The organism is Streptomyces sp. NPDC054872, assembly GCF_053610705.1.
Genome location: NZ_JBSGYY010000031.1, coordinates 80,255 through 96,305, shown reverse-complemented (window position 1 = coordinate 96,305; position 16,051 = coordinate 80,255). Strand labels below are relative to the sequence as shown.

The 16,051-nt window shown below is 69.8% G+C and carries 15 protein-coding genes; 6 read left to right on the top strand and 9 right to left on the bottom strand.

The features are described 5' to 3' along the window. Window positions 1-88 precede the first annotated feature (88 nt). From secG to pgi, 3 genes are all read left to right on the top strand, one after another. Entirely contained in the window at window positions 89-319 is a 231-nt protein-coding gene (gene secG, locus ACWGIH_RS31160; protein WP_135329442.1) for a preprotein translocase subunit SecG, read from the top strand. A gap of 192 nt (window positions 320-511) precedes the next feature. After that, window positions 512-847, top strand: a complete 336-nt coding sequence (locus tag ACWGIH_RS31155; protein ID WP_363208051.1) for an RNA polymerase-binding protein RbpA — start codon at window positions 512-514, stop codon at window positions 845-847. Window positions 848-1,026: 179 nt separating this feature from the next. Beyond that, window positions 1,027-2,679, top strand: coding sequence for a glucose-6-phosphate isomerase (gene pgi, locus ACWGIH_RS31150; protein WP_453450910.1), 1,653 nt, complete (start codon window positions 1,027-1,029; stop codon window positions 2,677-2,679). Between the two features lie 80 nt (window positions 2,680-2,759). On the opposite strand, the gene pgl is transcribed toward pgi, so the two are convergent. From pgl to tkt, 5 genes are read right to left on the bottom strand one after another with little or no spacing between them, the layout of a single operon-like run. Next, window positions 2,760-3,539 (bottom strand): 6-phosphogluconolactonase, encoded by a 780-nt coding sequence (pgl, locus tag ACWGIH_RS31145; protein WP_453450912.1) that lies wholly within the window; start codon window positions 3,537-3,539, stop codon window positions 2,760-2,762. After that, a complete protein-coding gene (opcA, locus tag ACWGIH_RS31140) occupies window positions 3,536-4,561 on the bottom strand; it encodes a glucose-6-phosphate dehydrogenase assembly protein OpcA (RefSeq protein WP_453450913.1) in 1,026 nt (341 codons plus the stop codon). Before opcA ends, pgl begins: the two co-directional genes overlap by 4 nt. Next, window positions 4,558-6,081 carry a glucose-6-phosphate dehydrogenase gene (zwf, locus tag ACWGIH_RS31135; protein ID WP_453450914.1) on the bottom strand — a complete coding sequence of 508 codons (1,524 nt, stop codon included), beginning with the start codon at window positions 6,079-6,081 and terminating at the stop codon, window positions 4,558-4,560. The genes opcA and zwf overlap by 4 nt, the downstream gene beginning before the upstream one ends. Window positions 6,082-6,086: 5 nt before the next feature. Further along, a complete protein-coding gene (gene tal / locus ACWGIH_RS31130; protein ID WP_453450915.1) occupies window positions 6,087-7,205 on the bottom strand; it encodes a transaldolase in 1,119 nt (372 codons plus the stop codon). Window positions 7,206-7,239: 34 nt separating this feature from the next. After that, window positions 7,240-9,333, bottom strand: a complete 2,094-nt coding sequence (gene tkt, locus ACWGIH_RS31125; protein WP_453450916.1) for a transketolase — start codon at window positions 9,331-9,333, stop codon at window positions 7,240-7,242. 388 nt (window positions 9,334-9,721) lie between these two features. Between tkt and ACWGIH_RS31120 the strand changes: the two genes are divergently transcribed. From ACWGIH_RS31120 to ACWGIH_RS31110, 3 genes are all read left to right on the top strand, one after another. Next, window positions 9,722-10,675, top strand: a complete 954-nt coding sequence (locus ACWGIH_RS31120) for a heme o synthase (RefSeq protein ID WP_453450944.1) — start codon at window positions 9,722-9,724, stop codon at window positions 10,673-10,675. 93 nt (window positions 10,676-10,768) lie between these two features. Then, window positions 10,769-11,116, top strand: coding sequence for a hypothetical protein (locus ACWGIH_RS31115; protein WP_453450917.1), 348 nt, complete (start codon window positions 10,769-10,771; stop codon window positions 11,114-11,116). A 99-nt stretch (window positions 11,117-11,215) separates the two neighbouring features. Continuing rightward, window positions 11,216-12,304 carry an amidohydrolase family protein gene (locus tag ACWGIH_RS31110; RefSeq protein ID WP_453450918.1) on the top strand — a complete coding sequence of 363 codons (1,089 nt, stop codon included), beginning with the start codon at window positions 11,216-11,218 and terminating at the stop codon, window positions 12,302-12,304. 2 nt (window positions 12,305-12,306) lie between these two features. On the opposite strand, the gene ACWGIH_RS31105 is transcribed toward ACWGIH_RS31110, so the two are convergent. The 4 genes from ACWGIH_RS31105 to ACWGIH_RS31090 form a co-directional block, all read right to left on the bottom strand. Further along, window positions 12,307-13,314 (bottom strand): COX15/CtaA family protein, encoded by a 1,008-nt coding sequence (locus ACWGIH_RS31105; RefSeq protein WP_453450919.1) that lies wholly within the window; start codon window positions 13,312-13,314, stop codon window positions 12,307-12,309. Between the two features lie 75 nt (window positions 13,315-13,389). Further along, on the bottom strand, window positions 13,390-14,160 hold the full coding sequence (locus ACWGIH_RS31100; RefSeq protein ID WP_453450920.1) for an ABC transporter permease: 771 nt from the start codon (window positions 14,158-14,160) through the stop codon (window positions 13,390-13,392). Next, a complete protein-coding gene (locus ACWGIH_RS31095; protein WP_453401303.1) occupies window positions 14,157-15,083 on the bottom strand; it encodes an ABC transporter ATP-binding protein in 927 nt (308 codons plus the stop codon). Before ACWGIH_RS31095 ends, ACWGIH_RS31100 begins: the two co-directional genes overlap by 4 nt. 47 nt (window positions 15,084-15,130) lie before the next feature. Further along, window positions 15,131-15,943 (bottom strand): aminoglycoside N(3)-acetyltransferase, encoded by an 813-nt coding sequence (locus ACWGIH_RS31090; RefSeq protein ID WP_453450921.1) that lies wholly within the window; start codon window positions 15,941-15,943, stop codon window positions 15,131-15,133. Window positions 15,944-16,051: the final 108 nt, after the last annotated feature.

The window sequence follows — 16,051 nt, the reverse complement described above, 5'->3', positions numbered from 1 at the left end:
GCCGGGCGGCTTCGCTTCGCGAGGCATCCGGCCCCCGTCGTCGATACAGAGTCGATTCAGATCCGAGGAAGTTGGTCCAGCCGTGGTTATGGGGTTCTCGATCGCCCTGATCGTCTTCAGCCTGCTGATGATGCTCCTTGTCCTGATGCACAAGGGCAAGGGCGGCGGTCTTTCCGACATGTTCGGTGGCGGCATGCAGTCCTCCGTCGGCGGCTCGTCGGTCGCCGAGCGCAACCTCGACCGCATCACTGTCGTGGTCGGTCTTCTCTGGTTCGCGTGCATTGTCGTGCTCGGCCTGTTGATGAAGGTGAACAACTGACCGCGAAAGCGGCTTGATTGCCACCTTGCGAAAGCTTCGCTTAAAGCCCCATGTACGGTGCGCGCCGCACGGCGCGGATTATCATGGGGCTTGCGTGTCGGGGCGGGGTGTAACTCCAAACACTGGACGCGCGTTGGGCCTTACGTAGACTGAGGCGCCCGCAGCAGCACCATCACGCAGGGAGTTACGACCGTGGCAAGTGGCAACGCGATCCGAGGAAGTCGGGTCGGGGCGGGGCCGATGGGCGAGGCCGAGCGCGGTGAGTCCGCGCCGCGTCTGCGCATCTCCTTCTGGTGCTCCAACGGGCACGAGACGGTTCCCAGCTTCGCCAGCGACGCGCAGGTGCCCGATACTTGGGACTGCCCCCGCTGCGGCTTCCCGGCCGGTCAGGACCGGGACAATCCGCCGGACCCGCCCCGCACCGAGCCGTACAAGACGCACCTGGCGTATGTGCGTGAGCGGCGCACCGACGCGGACGGCGAGGCGATTCTCGCGGAAGCGCTGGCAAAACTACGGGGCGAGATCTAGAGCGTGAGAAGGGCCGGACATCGGTGGATGTCCGGCCGCTGTGCTTTTCATGTGGCGTTTACTGGCACGTGTGCGGACAGACAGCTTCAGAGATCTCATATCGGGCCCTGATCAATTAGGTTGGATCGTGCAGCGGGGCAAGGTACGTACACAGGTACGAGAGAAGGCTGAAGTCCGAGATGAACGCAGAAAGCCGCGCCAGGCTCAACCAGACGCCCGAATGGGCGGCGATCGGCAAGCACCGGGAGCAGCTGGGGGAGGTGCAGCTGCGTGATCTTTTCGCGAAGGACCCGGCGCGCGGCACGCAGTACACGCTCCAGGTCGGTGACCTGCACGTCGACTACTCCAAGCACCTCGTCACGGACGAGACGCTGACGCTCCTGCGCGAGCTCGCCGCGGCCACCGACGTCTTCGGCCTGCGGGACGCGATGTTCCGCGGCGAGAAGATCAACACCACCGAGGACCGCGCCGTCCTGCACACGGCGCTGCGTGCCCCGCGGGACGCGGTGATCGAGGTCGACGGCGAGAACGTGGTGCCGGCCGTGCACGCCGTGCTCGACAAGATGAGCGCCTTCGCGGACAAGGTCCGCTCCGGCGAGTGGACCGGGCACACCGGCAAGCGCATCAAGAACATCGTGAACGTCGGCATCGGCGGCTCGGACCTCGGCCCCGCCATGGCGTACGAGGCGCTGCGCTCGTTCACCGACCGTGACCTCACCGTGCGCTTCGTGTCGAACGTCGACGGCGCCGACCTGCACGAGGCCGTGCGGGACCTGGACCCGGCCGAGACGCTCTTCGTCATCGCCTCGAAGACGTTCACCACGATCGAGACGATCACGAACGCGACCTCCGCGCGCGACTGGCTCCTGACCGGCCTGCGCGCCGACCAGAGCGCCGTCGCCAAGCACTTCGTCGCCCTGTCGACGAACGCCGAGAAGGTCTCCGACTTCGGCATCGACACGGCCAACATGTTCGAGTTCTGGGACTGGGTCGGCGGCCGCTACTCGTACGACTCGGCTATCGGCCTCTCGCTGATGATCGCGATCGGCCCGGACGCCTTCCGGCAGATGCTGGACGGCTTCCACCTCGTCGACGAGCACTTCCGCAACGAGCCCGCCGAGTCGAACGTGCCGCTGCTGCTCGGCCTGTTGGGCATCTGGTACGGCAACTTCCACGATGCCCAGTCGCACGCGGTTCTGCCGTACTCGCACTACCTCTCCAAGTTCACCGCCTACCTCCAGCAGCTGGACATGGAGTCCAACGGCAAGTCCGTGGACCGCGACGGAGAGCCGGTCGACTGGCAGACGGGTCCGGTCGTCTGGGGCACCCCGGGCACCAATGGCCAGCACGCGTACTACCAACTCATCCACCAGGGCACGAAGTTGATCCCGGCGGACTTCATCGGCTTCGCCGAGCCCGTCGCCGATCTGCTGCCGGGCCTGGTCGCCCAGCACGACCTCCTGATGGCCAACTTCTTCGCCCAGACGCAGGCGTTGGCCTTCGGCAAGACCCCCGACGAGGTGCGGGCCGAGGGCGTACCGGACGAACTCGTCCCGCACAAGACGTTCAAGGGCAACCACCCGACGACGACGATCCTCGCCAAGGAGCTGACACCGTCGGTTCTCGGTCAACTCGTCGCGCTCTACGAGCACAAGGTGTTCGTGCAGGGCGCCGTGTGGAACATCGACTCCTTCGACCAGTGGGGCGTCGAGCTCGGCAAGGTCCTCGCCAAGCGCATCGAGCCCGCCTTGACGGAGGGCGCCGACGTACCGGACCTCGACGGGTCGACGACGGCGCTCGTCGAGAAGTACCGCACCCTGCGCGGCCGTTGAGCCGCTGAGTCGAGCCGCTGAAACAGTACGGCCCGGCCCACCGAGAGGTGGACCGGGCCGTACCGCCGCAAGAGAACCGCTCAGGGGGAAGCCGGCGGATACAGGTCGCGCGGCAGCTGTGAGGCCGCCGCCCTGTCCAGCAGCCACAGCGTCCGTGACCTGCCGTACGCGCCCGCCGCGGGCGCCTGTACCTCGCCGGCGCCCGACAGGGCGATCGCCGCGGCGTTCGCCTTGTCCTCGCCGGCCGCGAGCAGCCACACCTCACGCGCCGACCGGATCGCCGGGAGCGTGAGCGTGATGCGCACGGGCGGCGGCTTGGGCGCGCCGTGCACGCCGACCACCGTCCGCTCCGTCTCACGGACCGCGGGCAACTCAGGGAAGAGCGAGGCGACATGGGTGTCCGGGCCGACGCCGAGCATCAGCACGTCGAACGTCGGCACCGGACCATGGTCCTCGGGCCCCGCGGCCGCGGTGAGCTCGGCCGCGTACATCCCGGCCGCCGCGTCCACCTCGTACGCGCCGTCCGACGCGGGCATCGGATGCACCCGGGCCGGGTTCAGGGGCACCGAGTCGAGCAGTGCCTCCTTGGCCTGGGTGTAGTTGCGCTCCGGGTCGCCGTCCGGCAGGAAACGCTCGTCGCCCCACCACAGGTCAAGGCGCGACCAGTCGATCGCGTCCTTCGCCGGAGACGAACTCAGCGCCGCAAGCAGGCCGTTGCCGTTGCGTCCGCCGGTGAGGACCACCGACGCGAAGCCGCGGGCGGCCTGCGCGTCGACGATCTTCGTGATGAGGCGGGCCGCGGCGGCCTGCGCCATCAGATCCTTGTCGCGGTGCACCACCAGCTGCGGGGCCGCGCTCACTTCGTCGCCGCCTTCTTGGCCGCGGCCTTCTTCGCGGGAGCGGTCTTCTTGGCCGCCTCCGCGGGCTCCTCCACCGCCGGAACCGCGGTCTCCTCGTACTCGCCCAAGCGGTCCACGCCGAACCTCAGCGCGGACGCGTAGGTGTCGTCCGGGTCTAGACGGCGCAGCTCCTCGGCGATCAGCTCGGCCGTCTCGCGGCGCTTGAGCGCCACCGCGCGGTCGGGCTGACCCTGGATGGAGAGCGTGGCCAGCGAGCCGTCGGCCCGGCCGAGCACGATGGGACCGCAGTCGGTGTCCATGCGGACGCCGGTCAGGCCTGGGCCCGCGGACAGCGAGCGCTTCACGGGGACGCCGAGGCGGTCCGCGAGCCACATGGCGAGCAGCTCGCAGCTCGGGTTGAACTCCTCGCCCTCCACCTCGACCGACGTCACCTTGCAGGCGACCTGGTCGAGCGCCGCGGCGAGCATCGAGCGCCACGGGGTGATCCGGGTCCAGGACAGGTCCGTGTCGCCGGGGTGGTAGGCGTCGGCGCGCGCGGTCAGCTCGTGGATCGGCTGCTCGGCGGCGTACGTGTCCGTGACGCGGCGCTGGGCGAGGGCGCCCAGCGGGTCCTTGGCCGGATCGAGCGGCGCGTTGACCGGCCACCACACGACGACGGGGGCGTCCGGAAGCAGCAGCGGCAGGACGACCGACTGGGCGTGGTTGATGACCTCGCCGTACAGACGCAGGACCACCGTCTCGCCGGTGCCCGCGTCCGCGCCGACCCGCACCTCGGCGTCGAGACGCGACGTCGTGCGGTCACGGGGTGAGCGCGCGGCGCGCTTGATGACGACGAGCTTGCGCGAGGGGTGCTCGCGGGACGCTTCGTTGGCGGCCTTCAGGGCGTCGTAGGCGTTCTCCTCGTCGGTGACGATGACGAGGGTGAGCACCATGCCGACGGCCGGGGTGCCGATCGCCCTGCGCCCCTTGACGAGCGCTTTGTTGATCTTGCTGGACGTGGTGTCCGTAAGGTCGATCTTCATGGGCGACGCCAGCTCCGTCCGTCTCGTGCGAGCATTTCGTCCGCCTCGGACGGGCCCCAGGTCCCGGACGGGTACTGCGCGGGCTTGCCGTGCTTGTCCCAGTACTCCTCGATCGGGTCGAGGATGTTCCAGGAGAGCTCGACCTCCTCCGTGCGCGGGAAGAGGTTGGCGTCGCCGAGCAGGACGTCCAGGATCAGGCGCTCGTACGCCTCCGGGCTGGACTCGGTGAAGGACTCGCCGTACGCGAAGTCCATCGACACGTCGCGGATCTCCATCGAGGTGCCGGGCACCTTCGAGCCGAACCGGACCGTGATGCCCTCGTCGGGCTGGACGCGGATGACGATCGCGTTCTGGCCCAGCTCCTCCGTCGCCGTGTGGTCGAAGGGGGAGTGGGGCGCGCGCTGGAAGACGACCGCGATCTCCGTGACGCGGCGGCCGAGGCGCTTGCCCGTACGGAGGTAGAAGGGGACGCCCGCCCAGCGGCGGTTGTCCACCTCCAGCTTGATGGCCGCGTAGGTGTCGGTCTTCGACTTGGGGTCGATGCCCTCTTCCTGGAGGTAACCGACGGCCTTCTCGCCGCCCTGCCACCCCGCGGCGTACTGACCGCGGACCGTGCTCGAACCGAGGTCCTTGGGCAGCCGCACGGCGCCGAGGACCTTCGCCTTCTCCGCGACGAGCGCGTTCGCGTCGAAGGAGGCGGGCTCCTCCATCGCGGTCAGCGCCATCAGCTGGAGCAGGTGGTTCTGGATGACGTCACGGGCCGCGCCGATGCCGTCGTAGTAACCGGCACGGCCGCCGATGCCGATGTCCTCGGCCATGGTGATCTGGACGTGGTCCACGTACGACCGGTTCCAGATCGGCTCGAACATCTGGTTGGCGAAGCGGAGCGCCAGGATGTTCTGGACGGTCTCCTTGCCGAGGTAGTGGTCGATCCGGAACACCTGGTCCGGGTCGAACACCTCGTGCACGATCGAGTTGAGCTCCTTGGCGGACGCCAGGTCGTGTCCGAAGGGCTTCTCGATGACCGCGCGGCGCCAGGAGCCCTGCGGGGCGTCCGCGAGCTCGTGCTTCTTGAGCTGCTGGACGACCTGCGGGAAGAACTTCGGGGGCACCGACAGGTAGAAGGCGAAGTTGCCGCCCGTGCCCTGTGCCTTGTCGAGCTCCTGGATGGTGGCCTTGAGCTGCTCGAACGCGGCGTCGTCGTCGAAGTTGCCCTGGACGAAGCGCATCCCCTGGATGAGCTGCTGCCAGACCTCCTCGCGGAACGGCGTGCGCGAGTGCTGCTTGACGGCGTCGTGGACGACCTGGGCGAAGTCCTCGTCCTCCCAGTCGCGACGCGCGAAGCCGATGAGCGAGAAGCCCGGCGGCAACAGGCCTCGGTTGGCGAGGTCATAGACAGCGGGCATCAGCTTTTTACGGGACAAATCGCCCGTGACGCCAAAGATGACCAGGCCCGACGGCCCCGCGATACGCGGGAGCCGTCGGTCTGCGGCGTCACGCAGCGGATTGCTGCTTGACAAGATGGTCAGCCCTCCGAAGGGGTGAGGCGCTTGAGCTCCGCCTCGGTGGACTTGAGCAGGTCGTTCCAGGACGCCTCGAACTTCTCGACGCCCTCGTCCTCGAGCAGCTGCACCACGTCGTCGTAGCTGATGCCGAGCTTCTCGACGGCCTCGATCTCACCGCGCGCGGCGTCGTACGTCCCGGCGATGGTGTTGCCCGAGATCTGACCGTGGTCGGCGGTGGCCTCCAGAGTCGCCTCCGGCATCGTGTTCACCGTGTTCGGCGCGACGAGGTCCTCGACGTACAGGGTGTCCTTGTACGCCGGGTCCTTGACGCCGGTCGAGGCCCACAGCGGACGCTGCTTGTTGGCCTGCGCCTTGTCCAGCGCGGCCCAGCGGTCGGACGAGAAGACCTCTTCGTACGCCTCGTACGCCAGGCGGGCGTTGGCGAGCGCGGCCTTGCCCTTGGCGGCCTTGGCCTCGTCGGTGCCCAGCGCGTCCAGGCGCTTGTCGATCTCGGTGTCCACGCGGGACACGAAGAAGGATGCCACCGAGTGGATCTTGGAGAGGTCCAGGCCGGCGGCCTTCGCCTTCTCCAGGCCCGCCAGGTACGCGTCCATGACCTCGCGGTAGCGCTCGAGGGAGAAGATCAGCGTCACGTTCACGCTGATGCCCCTGCCGATGACCTCGGTGATCGCGGGCAGGCCCGCCTTCGTCGCCGGGATCTTGATGAGCGTGTTCGGGCGGTCCACCAGCCAGGCGAGCTGCTTGGCCTCGGCGACCGTCGACTTCGTGTTGTGCGCCAGGCGCGGGTCGACCTCGATCGACACCCGGCCGTCCTGGCCGCCCGTCGCGTCGAAGACCGGGCGCAGGATGTCGGCGGCGTCACGGACGTCCGCCGTCGTGATCATGCGGATGGCCTCTTCGACGGTGACACCGCGGGAGGCGAGGTCGGAGAGCTGCTGGTCGTAGCCGTCGCCCTGCGAGATCGCCTTCTGGAAGATCGACGGGTTCGTGGTGACACCCACCACGTGACTCTGGTCGATCAGCTCGGCGAGGTTGCCGGACGTGATCCGCTTGCGCGACAGGTCGTCCAGCCAGATCGCGACGCCTTCGTCGGAGAGGCGCTTGAGTGCGTCTGTCATGGGATTACATCTCCTACTTGGTCGTATGTCGGCGTCAGCGCTGAGCGGCGTCGATCGATTCCCGGGCAGCGGCCGCGACGGCGTCGGCGGTGAAACCGAACTCGCGGAACAGCACCTTGCCGTCGGCCGAGGCACCGAAGTGCTCCAGCGAGACGATGCGCCCGGCGTCACCCACGAAGCGGTGCCAGGTCAGGCCGATGCCCGCCTCGACCGCGACGCGCGCCTTGACGGACGGCGGAAGGACGCTGTCGCGGTACCCCTGGTCCTGCGCCTCGAACCACTCGACGCACGGCATCGAGACGACGCGCGTGGGCACGCCCGCGGCCTGGAGCTGCTCGCGCGCCTCGACGGCGAGCTGCACCTCGGAGCCGGTGCCGATGAGGACGACCTCGGGGGTGCCGCCGTCGGCCTCGAAGAGGACGTAGCCGCCCTTGACGGCGCCTTCGGTGACCTCGCGGTCGTACGTCGGCACGCCCTGACGGGTCAGCGCGAGGCCGTGCGGGGCGCCCTTGCCGAACTCCTTGGTGTAGCGCTCGAGGATCTCGCGCCACACGACGGCGGTCTCGTTCGCGTCCGCAGGGCGGACCACGTTCAGGCCCGGGATGGCACGCAGCGAGGCCAGGTGCTCGACCGGCTGGTGCGTCGGGCCGTCCTCGCCGAGACCGATGGAGTCGTGCGTCCACACGTACGTCACCGGCAGGTGCATGAGGGCGGAAAGACGGACGGCGTTGCGCATGTAGTCGGAGAACACCAGGAAGGTGCCGCCGAAGATGCGGGTGTTGCCGTGCAGCGCGATGCCGTTCATCTCCGCGGCCATGGAGTGCTCGCGGATGCCGAAGTGGATCGTGCGGCCGTACGGGTTCGCCTCCGGCAGCGGGTTGCCCACCGGGAGGAACGACGACGTCTTGTCGATCGTGGTGTTGTTCGAGCCCGCGAGGTCGGCGGAGCCGCCCCACAGCTCGGGGATCACCGCGCCGAGCGCCTGCAGGACCTTGCCGGACGCGGCACGCGTCGCGACGCCCTTGCCCGTCTCGAAGACCGGGAGCTTCTCCTTCCAGCCCTGCGGGAGCTCGCCCGCGGCGACGCGGTCGAACTCGGCGGCGCGCGCGGAGTTCGCGGTGCGCCAGGCGGCGAAGCCCTTCTCCCACTCGGCCTTGGCGTCACGGCCGCGGTCGAGCGCGGCACGGGTGTGCGCGAGGACCTCGTCCGAGACCTCGAAGTTCTGCTCGGGGTCGAAGCCGAGGACGCGCTTGGTGGCCGCGACCTCGTCGTCGCCGAGCGCCGAGCCGTGCGCGGCCTCGGTGTTCTGCGCGTTCGGCGCGGGCCAGGCGATGATCGAGCGCATCGCGATGAAGGAGGGGCGCTCCGTCTCCGCCTTCGCGGCCAGGATCGCCTTGTAGAGGGCGGCCGGGTCCAGGTCGCCGTTCTCCTTGGGCTCCACGCGCTGGACGTGCCAGCCGTAGGCCTCGTACCGCTTCATGGTGTCCTCGGACACCGCGGTCTCCGTGTCGCCCTCGATGGAGATGTGGTTGTCGTCCCACAGCAGCACGAGGTTGCCGAGCTTCTGGTGCCCGGCCAGCGACGACGCCTCGCCGGAGATGCCCTCCTGGAGGCAGCCGTCACCGGCGATGGCGAAGATGTGGTGGTCGAACGGCGACTCACCGGCAGCGGTCTCCGGGTCGAACAGGCCACGCTCGTAACGGGCGGCCATCGCCATGCCCACGGCGTTCGCGACGCCCTGGCCGAGCGGGCCCGTCGTCGTCTCCACGCCCGTGGTGTGCCCGTACTCCGGGTGGCCCGGGGTCTTCGAGCCCCAGGTGCGGAACGCCTTCAGGTCATCGAGCTCCAGGCCGAAGCCGGCCAGGTAGAGCTGGATGTAGAGGGTCAGGGACGAGTGGCCCGCGGAAAGGACGAACCGGTCACGCCCGGTCCACTCGGCGTCCGCGGGGTCGTGCCGCATCACCTTCTGGAAGAGGGTGTACGCGGCGGGCGCGAGGCTCATGGCCGTACCAGGATGGCCGTTGCCGACCTTCTGTACGGAGTCCATGGCCAGGACGCGGGCAGTATCAACAGCCCGCTGGTCCAGTTCGGTCCACTCGAGGTCTGTGGTGGTCGGCTTGGTGCTCACCCTGAGTCAGGGCTCCTCTCCACATGTCGAATGCCGGCGATGTAGATCCCACCGGCCGCTGTCGAGCCTACCGCTGTAAAGACGTGCATTTTTTCGAGTCATTCCAGAGTGCCGGGGTGCGCCGCGATCCGCCTCCCGAAAGGGATCCACGGTGTTCACCATGTGATCCGGAAGCCGCTCATCTGGACTCTCACAACGAGTGCGGCACCGCTCATCTGAACGGGTGTCGGGCCGTGTTTCGGGCGTACCAACACGCCGCTCAACACGACCCCACCCCCGCGAAGGGCGAGGTATGGGCAACGTCTACAGTGGCGTGGTACGCGCGAGCCTTTACCGGAACTTCATGTCTGAACGTCCGACGCGGCTTGCTGGGAAGTCTCTGTCAGGGGTGTGCGTGACGGCCGTTGAATCCCGTCCAGCGGGAGCAATTGGGACGAGCTCTAGCCCAAGCCACCGGCCGCTCGGGGCCCGTGTCATGGCGTTCGTGGCGCTGACCAAGCCGCGAATCATCGAGCTCCTCCTGATCACCACCGTTCCGGTGATGTTCCTCGCCGAGCAGGGGGTGCCCGACCTCTGGCTGGTTTTCGTGACCTGCCTGGGCGGTTACCTCTCGGCGGGCGGCGCAAACGCGCTCAACATGTACATCGACCGTGACATCGACGCCCTGATGGACCGTACGTCCCAGCGGCCCCTGGTCACGGGGATGGTCAGCCCCCGGGAGTGCCTCGTCTTCGGCATCGCGCTCGCGGTCGCCTCGACGCTGCTCTTCGGCCTCGTCGTCAACTGGCTGTCCGCGTGGCTCGCCCTCGGGGCGCTCCTCTTCTACGTGGTCGTCTACACGATGATCCTGAAGCGCCGCACCTCGCAGAACATCGTCTGGGGCGGCATCGCGGGCTGCATGCCGGTGCTCATCGGCTGGTCCTCGGTGACCAACTCCCTCTCCTGGGCGCCGGTCATCCTCTTCCTCGTCATGTTCTTCTGGACGCCGCCGCACTACTGGCCGCTGTCGATGAAGGTCAAGGACGACTACGCGCGTGTGGGCGTGCCCATGCTGCCGGTCGTCGCGTCGAACAAGGTGGTCGCCCGTCAGATCGTCCTCTACAGCTGGGTGATGGTCGCCGTCTCGCTGCTGCTGCAGCCGCTGGGCTACACCGGCTGGTTCTACACCGTGGTCGCCTTCGTGACCGGCGGCTGGTGGCTGTGGGAGGCACATGGCCTGCAGAACCGCGCCAAGGCGGAGGTCACGGGCGGCAAGCTCAAGGAGATGCGGCTCTTCCACTGGTCGATCACCTACGTCTCGCTGCTCTTCGTGGCGGTCGCGGTGGACCCCTTCCTGCGCTGAGCCGAAGACTTCCCGACGGGCGGGGCACGTGGTGTTGAACGCCACGTGCCCCGCCCGTCGCCAGTTGATCTACCCGTCGGTAGCATCCTGCACATGGCAGAGACGCAGCAGGTCGAGGACAGCAAGCAGGCAGCCCGCGCGGACAAGAAGGCCGCCAAGCTGGCCAAGCAGATCGGTGCCTTCGCCCAGGCGCACGGCGGTGCCGAGGGGCAGGTCGCGTACATCGGGCACGAGGGCACCCGCATCGTCCTGGTCGGCGACGACGGCGGCTGGGGCGACCTGGTGGCCCCCACCTACGCGATCGCGCGGAGCGCCGTCGAGAAGGCCGGGATCACCGTCCACGAGGACTTCGACGGTGACTTCGCCGCCAAGGTGGAGACCGGCCCGTACGAGTGGTCGCGGATGGCCGGCATTCAGCTCGGCGGCCCGAGCAACGGCTGAGGTGTCGATGCCGTGGCGGACAGAACGGTCGTGAGCAACACCTGACACCCGGGTCACCCGTTAGGACGGTAGGAGCACGTCCGTCTACAGGGAGCCCGGATGATCGAAACGCCGTCCCTGGTGGACCAGTACTGCCACGGTGTGCTGCGTACGGAGCTGGGCCTCGGCACCTTCGAGGCCCACCTCGGCCGCGGTGAGGGCCCGCCCGCGCCCGGCACCACCTTCTTCGACACCCAGACGGGCTTCGCCGTGCGCCGCTGGTGCCCGCCGCTGCTCGGCCTCGAACCGCACTGCTCGCCCGCCCGCTACCTCGCCCGCCGCCGCGATCTGGGCGTCCTCGAAGCGGGGCGGCGGCTGCTGCGGGGGAGCGGCATCACCACGTATCTCGTCGACACCGGGCTGCCCGGCGACCTGACGGGGCCCGGCGAGATGGCGTCGGCCGGTGACGCCGACGCCCGGGAGATCGTCCGCCTGGAGTTGCTGGCCGAACAGGTGGCCGACACCTCGGGCACCGTCGACTCGTTCCTCGCCAACCTCGCCGAGTCCGTGCACGCGGCCGCGGCGAACGCCGTCGCCTTCACCTCCGTGGCGGGCGTCCGGCGCAGCCTCGCCCTGGCACCCGAACCGCCGGGACCCGGGGAGGTGCGGGGCGCGGCGGGACGGTGGCTGGCCCGGCGGCAGGTGGGCGGGGCGCTCCTGGACCCCGTGCTGCTCAGGCATCTGCTGTGGATCGCCGTCGCGTCGGGGCGCCCGCTGCAACTGCACGCGGGGGCCGGCGACCCGCAGGGATACTTCGGCGGTTTCGCGCGGGCGACCGCGGGGCTCGGCACCGATCTGATCCTGCTGCACGGCTATCCGTACCACCGCAACGCGGCGGACCTGGCCGGCCTCTTCCCGCATGTGTACGCCGACCTGGGCCCCGCCCTGGTGCGCACGGGCGCTCGCGCGGCCGCCGTGCTCGCGGAGATCCTGGAGCTCGCACCCTTCGGCAAGCTGTTGTTCTCCAGCGGCGCGCACGGGCTGCCCGAGCTGCACGTGGTGGGCGCGCGGCTCTTCGGGGAGGCGTTGGGGCGGGTGCTCGGCGGGTGGGTCGCGGAGGGCGCGTGGTCGCTGCCGGACGCGCAGCGGGTGGCGGGGCTCATCGCGGCGGGCAACGCCCGCCGCGTCTACGGCCTGGCCGACGGCTGAGGTCAGACCGCCGAGAGCTGCGAGTCGTCGGCCTGGGTCGGCAGGCCGGCCGTGGTGTACGGCCGTTCGCGCAGCGACAGCAGGACGCGCATCACGCCGATCCAGACCACGCACGAGCCGAACATGTGCAGGCCGACCAGGACCTCGGGCAGGTCCGTGAAGTACTGGACGTAGCCGATCGCGCCCTGGGCGAGCAGGATCAGGAACAGGTCGCGGGTGCGGTGCAGCGGGCCCTTGGGCGCGTCGACCGCCTTGAGGACGAACCACAGGGCGAACGTCAGCGTCACCACGATCCAGGCGAGCACGGCGTGCAGCTTGCTGACGGTCTCCCAGTCGAAGCCCATCCGCGGCACCTCGCTGGAGTCACCCGCGTGCGGCCCGGAGCCCGTCACGACGGTGCCGATCGCGATGAGCAGCACGGACGCCGCGACCAGGAACCACACCAGCTGCACCACGGCCTTGCCGACCAGCGGTCGGGCGTCGGCGTCGCCCTCGCGGGTGCGCTGCCACATCGTGACGGCGACCGCGATCAGGGCGGTGGAGAGCAGGAAGTGCGCCGCGACCGTCCACGGGTTGAGGCCGACGAGCACCACGATGCCGCCGAGCACGGCGTTGCCCATGACCAGCCAGAACTGGGCCCAGCCGAGCCGGGTGAGGCTGCGCCGCATCGGCTTCTGCGAGCGCGCGGCGATGATCGCCCAGCCGACGGCCGCGCACAGCACGTACGTCAGCATGCGGTTGCCGAACTCGATGGCCCCGTGGAAGCCCATCTCGTGGGTCGCCGTCAGGGAGTCGTCCGTGCACTTGGGCCAGGTCGGGCAGCCGAGGCCCGATCCGGTGAGACGGACGGCGCCGCCGGTGACCACGATGCACACCGTCATCGCGAGCGAGATGAGGGCGGCGCGCTGGACGGTCCGCTGCTGCGGGGTCCAGCGCCCGGCGATGAAGGCGAGCGGGTTGCGCACGGCGGAGACGGCGTCGGCTCGGGTCACGTTTGGCACGGGGACCATCGTAGGGGGCCGCTTGTGCACGGCTTCACGAGGGGGACGTATCCGGTGCTTCTGTGACGCGGCTTACGCCGGTTCCTACTCCCAGCGGAAGAACTTCCCGGCCGCGCCGAGCCCGAGCACCGCCCAGACCGCAAGGATCGCGAGGTTCCCCCACGGCATCCCCGCGCCGTCCTGCAGCACGTCGCGCAGGCCGTCCGAGAGGGCCGAGATCGGCAGCAGGCCGAGCACCGACTGGGCCGCGTCCGGGAACTTGTCCAGGGGCACGATGACCCCGCCGCCCACAAGGAGCAGCAGGAAGACCAGGTTCGCGGCGGCGAGCGTCGCCTCCGCCTTCAGGGTGCCCGCCATCAGCAGGCCGAGGCCCGAGAAGGCAGCCGTGCCGAGGATCAGGAGGAGCAGTACGGCGAAGGGGTTGCCGTGCGGTGACCAGCCGAGCGCGAAGGCGATCAGCGTCAGGAGCACGATCTGCAGGACCTCGGTGACCAGCACCGACAGGGTCTTCGCGGCCATCAGCGCCCAGCGGGGCAGGGGCGAGGCGCCGAGCCGCTTGAGCACGCCGTAGCGGCGCTCGAAGCCGGTGGCGATGGCCTGCCCGGTGAACGCGGTCGACATCACGGCGAGGGCGAGGATGCCGGGCGCGAGGAAGTCCACGGCTTCGCCCTTGCCCGTGTCGACGATGTCGACCGCGCTGAACAGCACGAGGAGGAGGGTCGGGATCACCACCGTGAGCAGCAACTGCTCGCCGTTGCGCAGCAGCATCTTCGTCTCGAGCGCCGCCTGCGCGGCGATCATGCGGGGGAGCGGGGCGGCGCCCGGCTTCGGCGTGTACGTACCGGCGGCGCTCATCCGCGCAGCTCCTTGCCCGTGAGTTCCAAGAAGACGTCTTCGAGGGTGTGGCGTTCGACGGCGATCTTCTCCGGCATCACGCCGTGCTGGGCGCACCAGGAGGTGACCGTGGCGAGCAGCTGCGGGTCGACCGTGCCGCTCACGCGGTAGGCGCCCGGCGTGAGTTCGGCCGCGGCGGAGTCCGGCGGGAGTGCCTTGAGGAGGGAGCCGACGTCGAGTCCGGGGCGCCCGGAGAAGCGCAGGGTGTTCTCGGCGCCGCCCCGGCACAGCTCCTCCGGGGTGCCCTCGGCGATGACCTTGCCCGCGTCGATGATGGCGACCTCGTCGGCGAGCTGCTCGGCCTCGTCCATGTGGTGCGTGGTGAGGATGACGCTGACGCCGTCGGCGCGCAGATCGCGTACGAGATCCCAGGTGGCCCGGCGTGCCTGCGGGTCGAGGCCCGCGGTCGGCTCGTCCAGGAAGACCAGTTCGGGCCGTCCGACCACGGCCATGGCGAGCGCGAGGCGCTGCTGCTGGCCGCCGGACAGGCGCCGGTAGGTGGTGCGGCCGCAGCTCTCCAGGCCCAGGCGCTCGATCAGCGCGCCCACGTCGAGCGGGTGTGCGTGCAGCTTCGCCATGTGGCGCAGCATCTCGTCGGCGCGGGCGCCGGAGTAGACGCCGCCGGACTGGAGCATCACGCCGATGCGGGGGCGCAGCGCGCCGGCCTCGCGGACCGGGTCGAGGCCAAGGACGCGGACCGTACCCGCGTCCGGCCTGCGATAGCCCTCGCAGGTCTCGATCGTGGTGGTCTTGCCTGCGCCGTTCGGCCCGAGGACCGCGGTGACGGTGCCCGCGCGGACCCGGAGGTCGAGGCCGTCCACCGCGGTCTTCTTGCCGTACCGCTTGACCAGGCCGGTGACCTGGACGACGGACTCATTTCCCATGGCGGGAAGTCTAGAGAGGGGCCGGAAGCCCCGTGGGCAGGGGGCTGCTACCCGGCCCACTCGGCGCGCGAGCGGTGGATGCCGAGCCAGCGCTCGGCGTACGCGACCGCGTCGGCCACCGGGAAGAGGCGGGCCGTCGCGGCGCCGACCGTGCCGCGCACCACGGGGCGGTCCCGCTCGAAGTCCGCGCCGAGCTCGTCGAAGCGCTCCTCGGAGATCGACGTCTCGCGGACCGTCGTCCAGCGGCGGCCCTCCGGCGTCATGACCGCGAAGGAGTTCTCGACCTGCGGGGCCGGGAGCCGGTACTCGGCCAGGTGGAAGGAGGTGCAGGTGTCGAAGCCCGCGCCGAGCAGCAGGACCCGGGCGCCCGATGCCTCCAGGCGGGCCAGCGGGCTGCGCTCGCCGAGGCGGCAGTCGAGCGCGTGCCCCTCCAGGAGCTCGGCCGCGCGGGGGCCGATCGCCGCGAAGGACGTCTGGGGGTGGGCGCTGCGCAGGGCGCCTGGCCAGGTCCGTACGGTCTCGGGGATCACGCCGACGCCTCGGGTGGGGGCGGTGCGCGGGTCGTAGGCGGGGATGGACGCGCGGATCTCGGGCCACCAGGACTCCGGCACGGGCGGGTTTCCCCATTCGGCCGGGTCGGAGTTGTCGCTGGACTGCGTGGGGACCACCAGGGTCCCCTTTTGGCCCAGTGCGTCGAGGAGTGCTTGGACGACGGCGACAGGGCCGCCGCTGACCCAGCCGAGCGCGCTCAGCGAGGAGTGCACCAGGAGGGTCTCACCGGGGCGCACGCCGAGCTCGCGGAGGTCGGCCGCGAGGGACGCGCGCGTGCACAAAGGGCCGGTCGGAGGGGGTGTCGGCATGGTCAGGGAGTCTGCACGGACCCGTGGTCGCGCGCCACCGATTTGATCGATCAGTGATCATTTCCGCAGGTCAGCTTAGGTATGCCTAAGTGATGTAGCGCACCGGAT

Bases quoted from the DNA above. Each gene is read 5' to 3' on its own strand.
- ACWGIH_RS31105 (WP_453450919.1), bottom strand. From the start codon at position 13,314: ATGGTCCCCGTGCCAAACGTGACCCGAGCCGACGCCGTCTCCGCCGTG.
- opcA (WP_453450913.1), bottom strand. From the start codon at position 4,561: ATGAAGATCGACCTTACGGACACCACGTCCAGCAAGATCAACAAAGCG.
- ACWGIH_RS31115 (WP_453450917.1), top strand. From the start codon at position 10,769: ATGGCAGAGACGCAGCAGGTCGAGGACAGCAAGCAGGCAGCCCGCGCG.
- ACWGIH_RS31100 (WP_453450920.1), bottom strand. From the start codon at position 14,160: ATGAGCGCCGCCGGTACGTACACGCCGAAGCCGGGCGCCGCCCCGCTC.
- secG (WP_135329442.1), top strand. From the start codon at position 89: ATGGGGTTCTCGATCGCCCTGATCGTCTTCAGCCTGCTGATGATGCTC.
- ACWGIH_RS31090 (WP_453450921.1), bottom strand. From the start codon at position 15,943: ATGCCGACACCCCCTCCGACCGGCCCTTTGTGCACGCGCGCGTCCCTC.
- pgi (WP_453450910.1), top strand. From the start codon at position 1,027: ATGAACGCAGAAAGCCGCGCCAGGCTCAACCAGACGCCCGAATGGGCG.
- tal (WP_453450915.1), bottom strand. From the start codon at position 7,205: ATGACAGACGCACTCAAGCGCCTCTCCGACGAAGGCGTCGCGATCTGG.
- ACWGIH_RS31110 (WP_453450918.1), top strand. From the start codon at position 11,216: ATGATCGAAACGCCGTCCCTGGTGGACCAGTACTGCCACGGTGTGCTG.
- ACWGIH_RS31095 (WP_453401303.1), bottom strand. From the start codon at position 15,083: ATGGGAAATGAGTCCGTCGTCCAGGTCACCGGCCTGGTCAAGCGGTAC.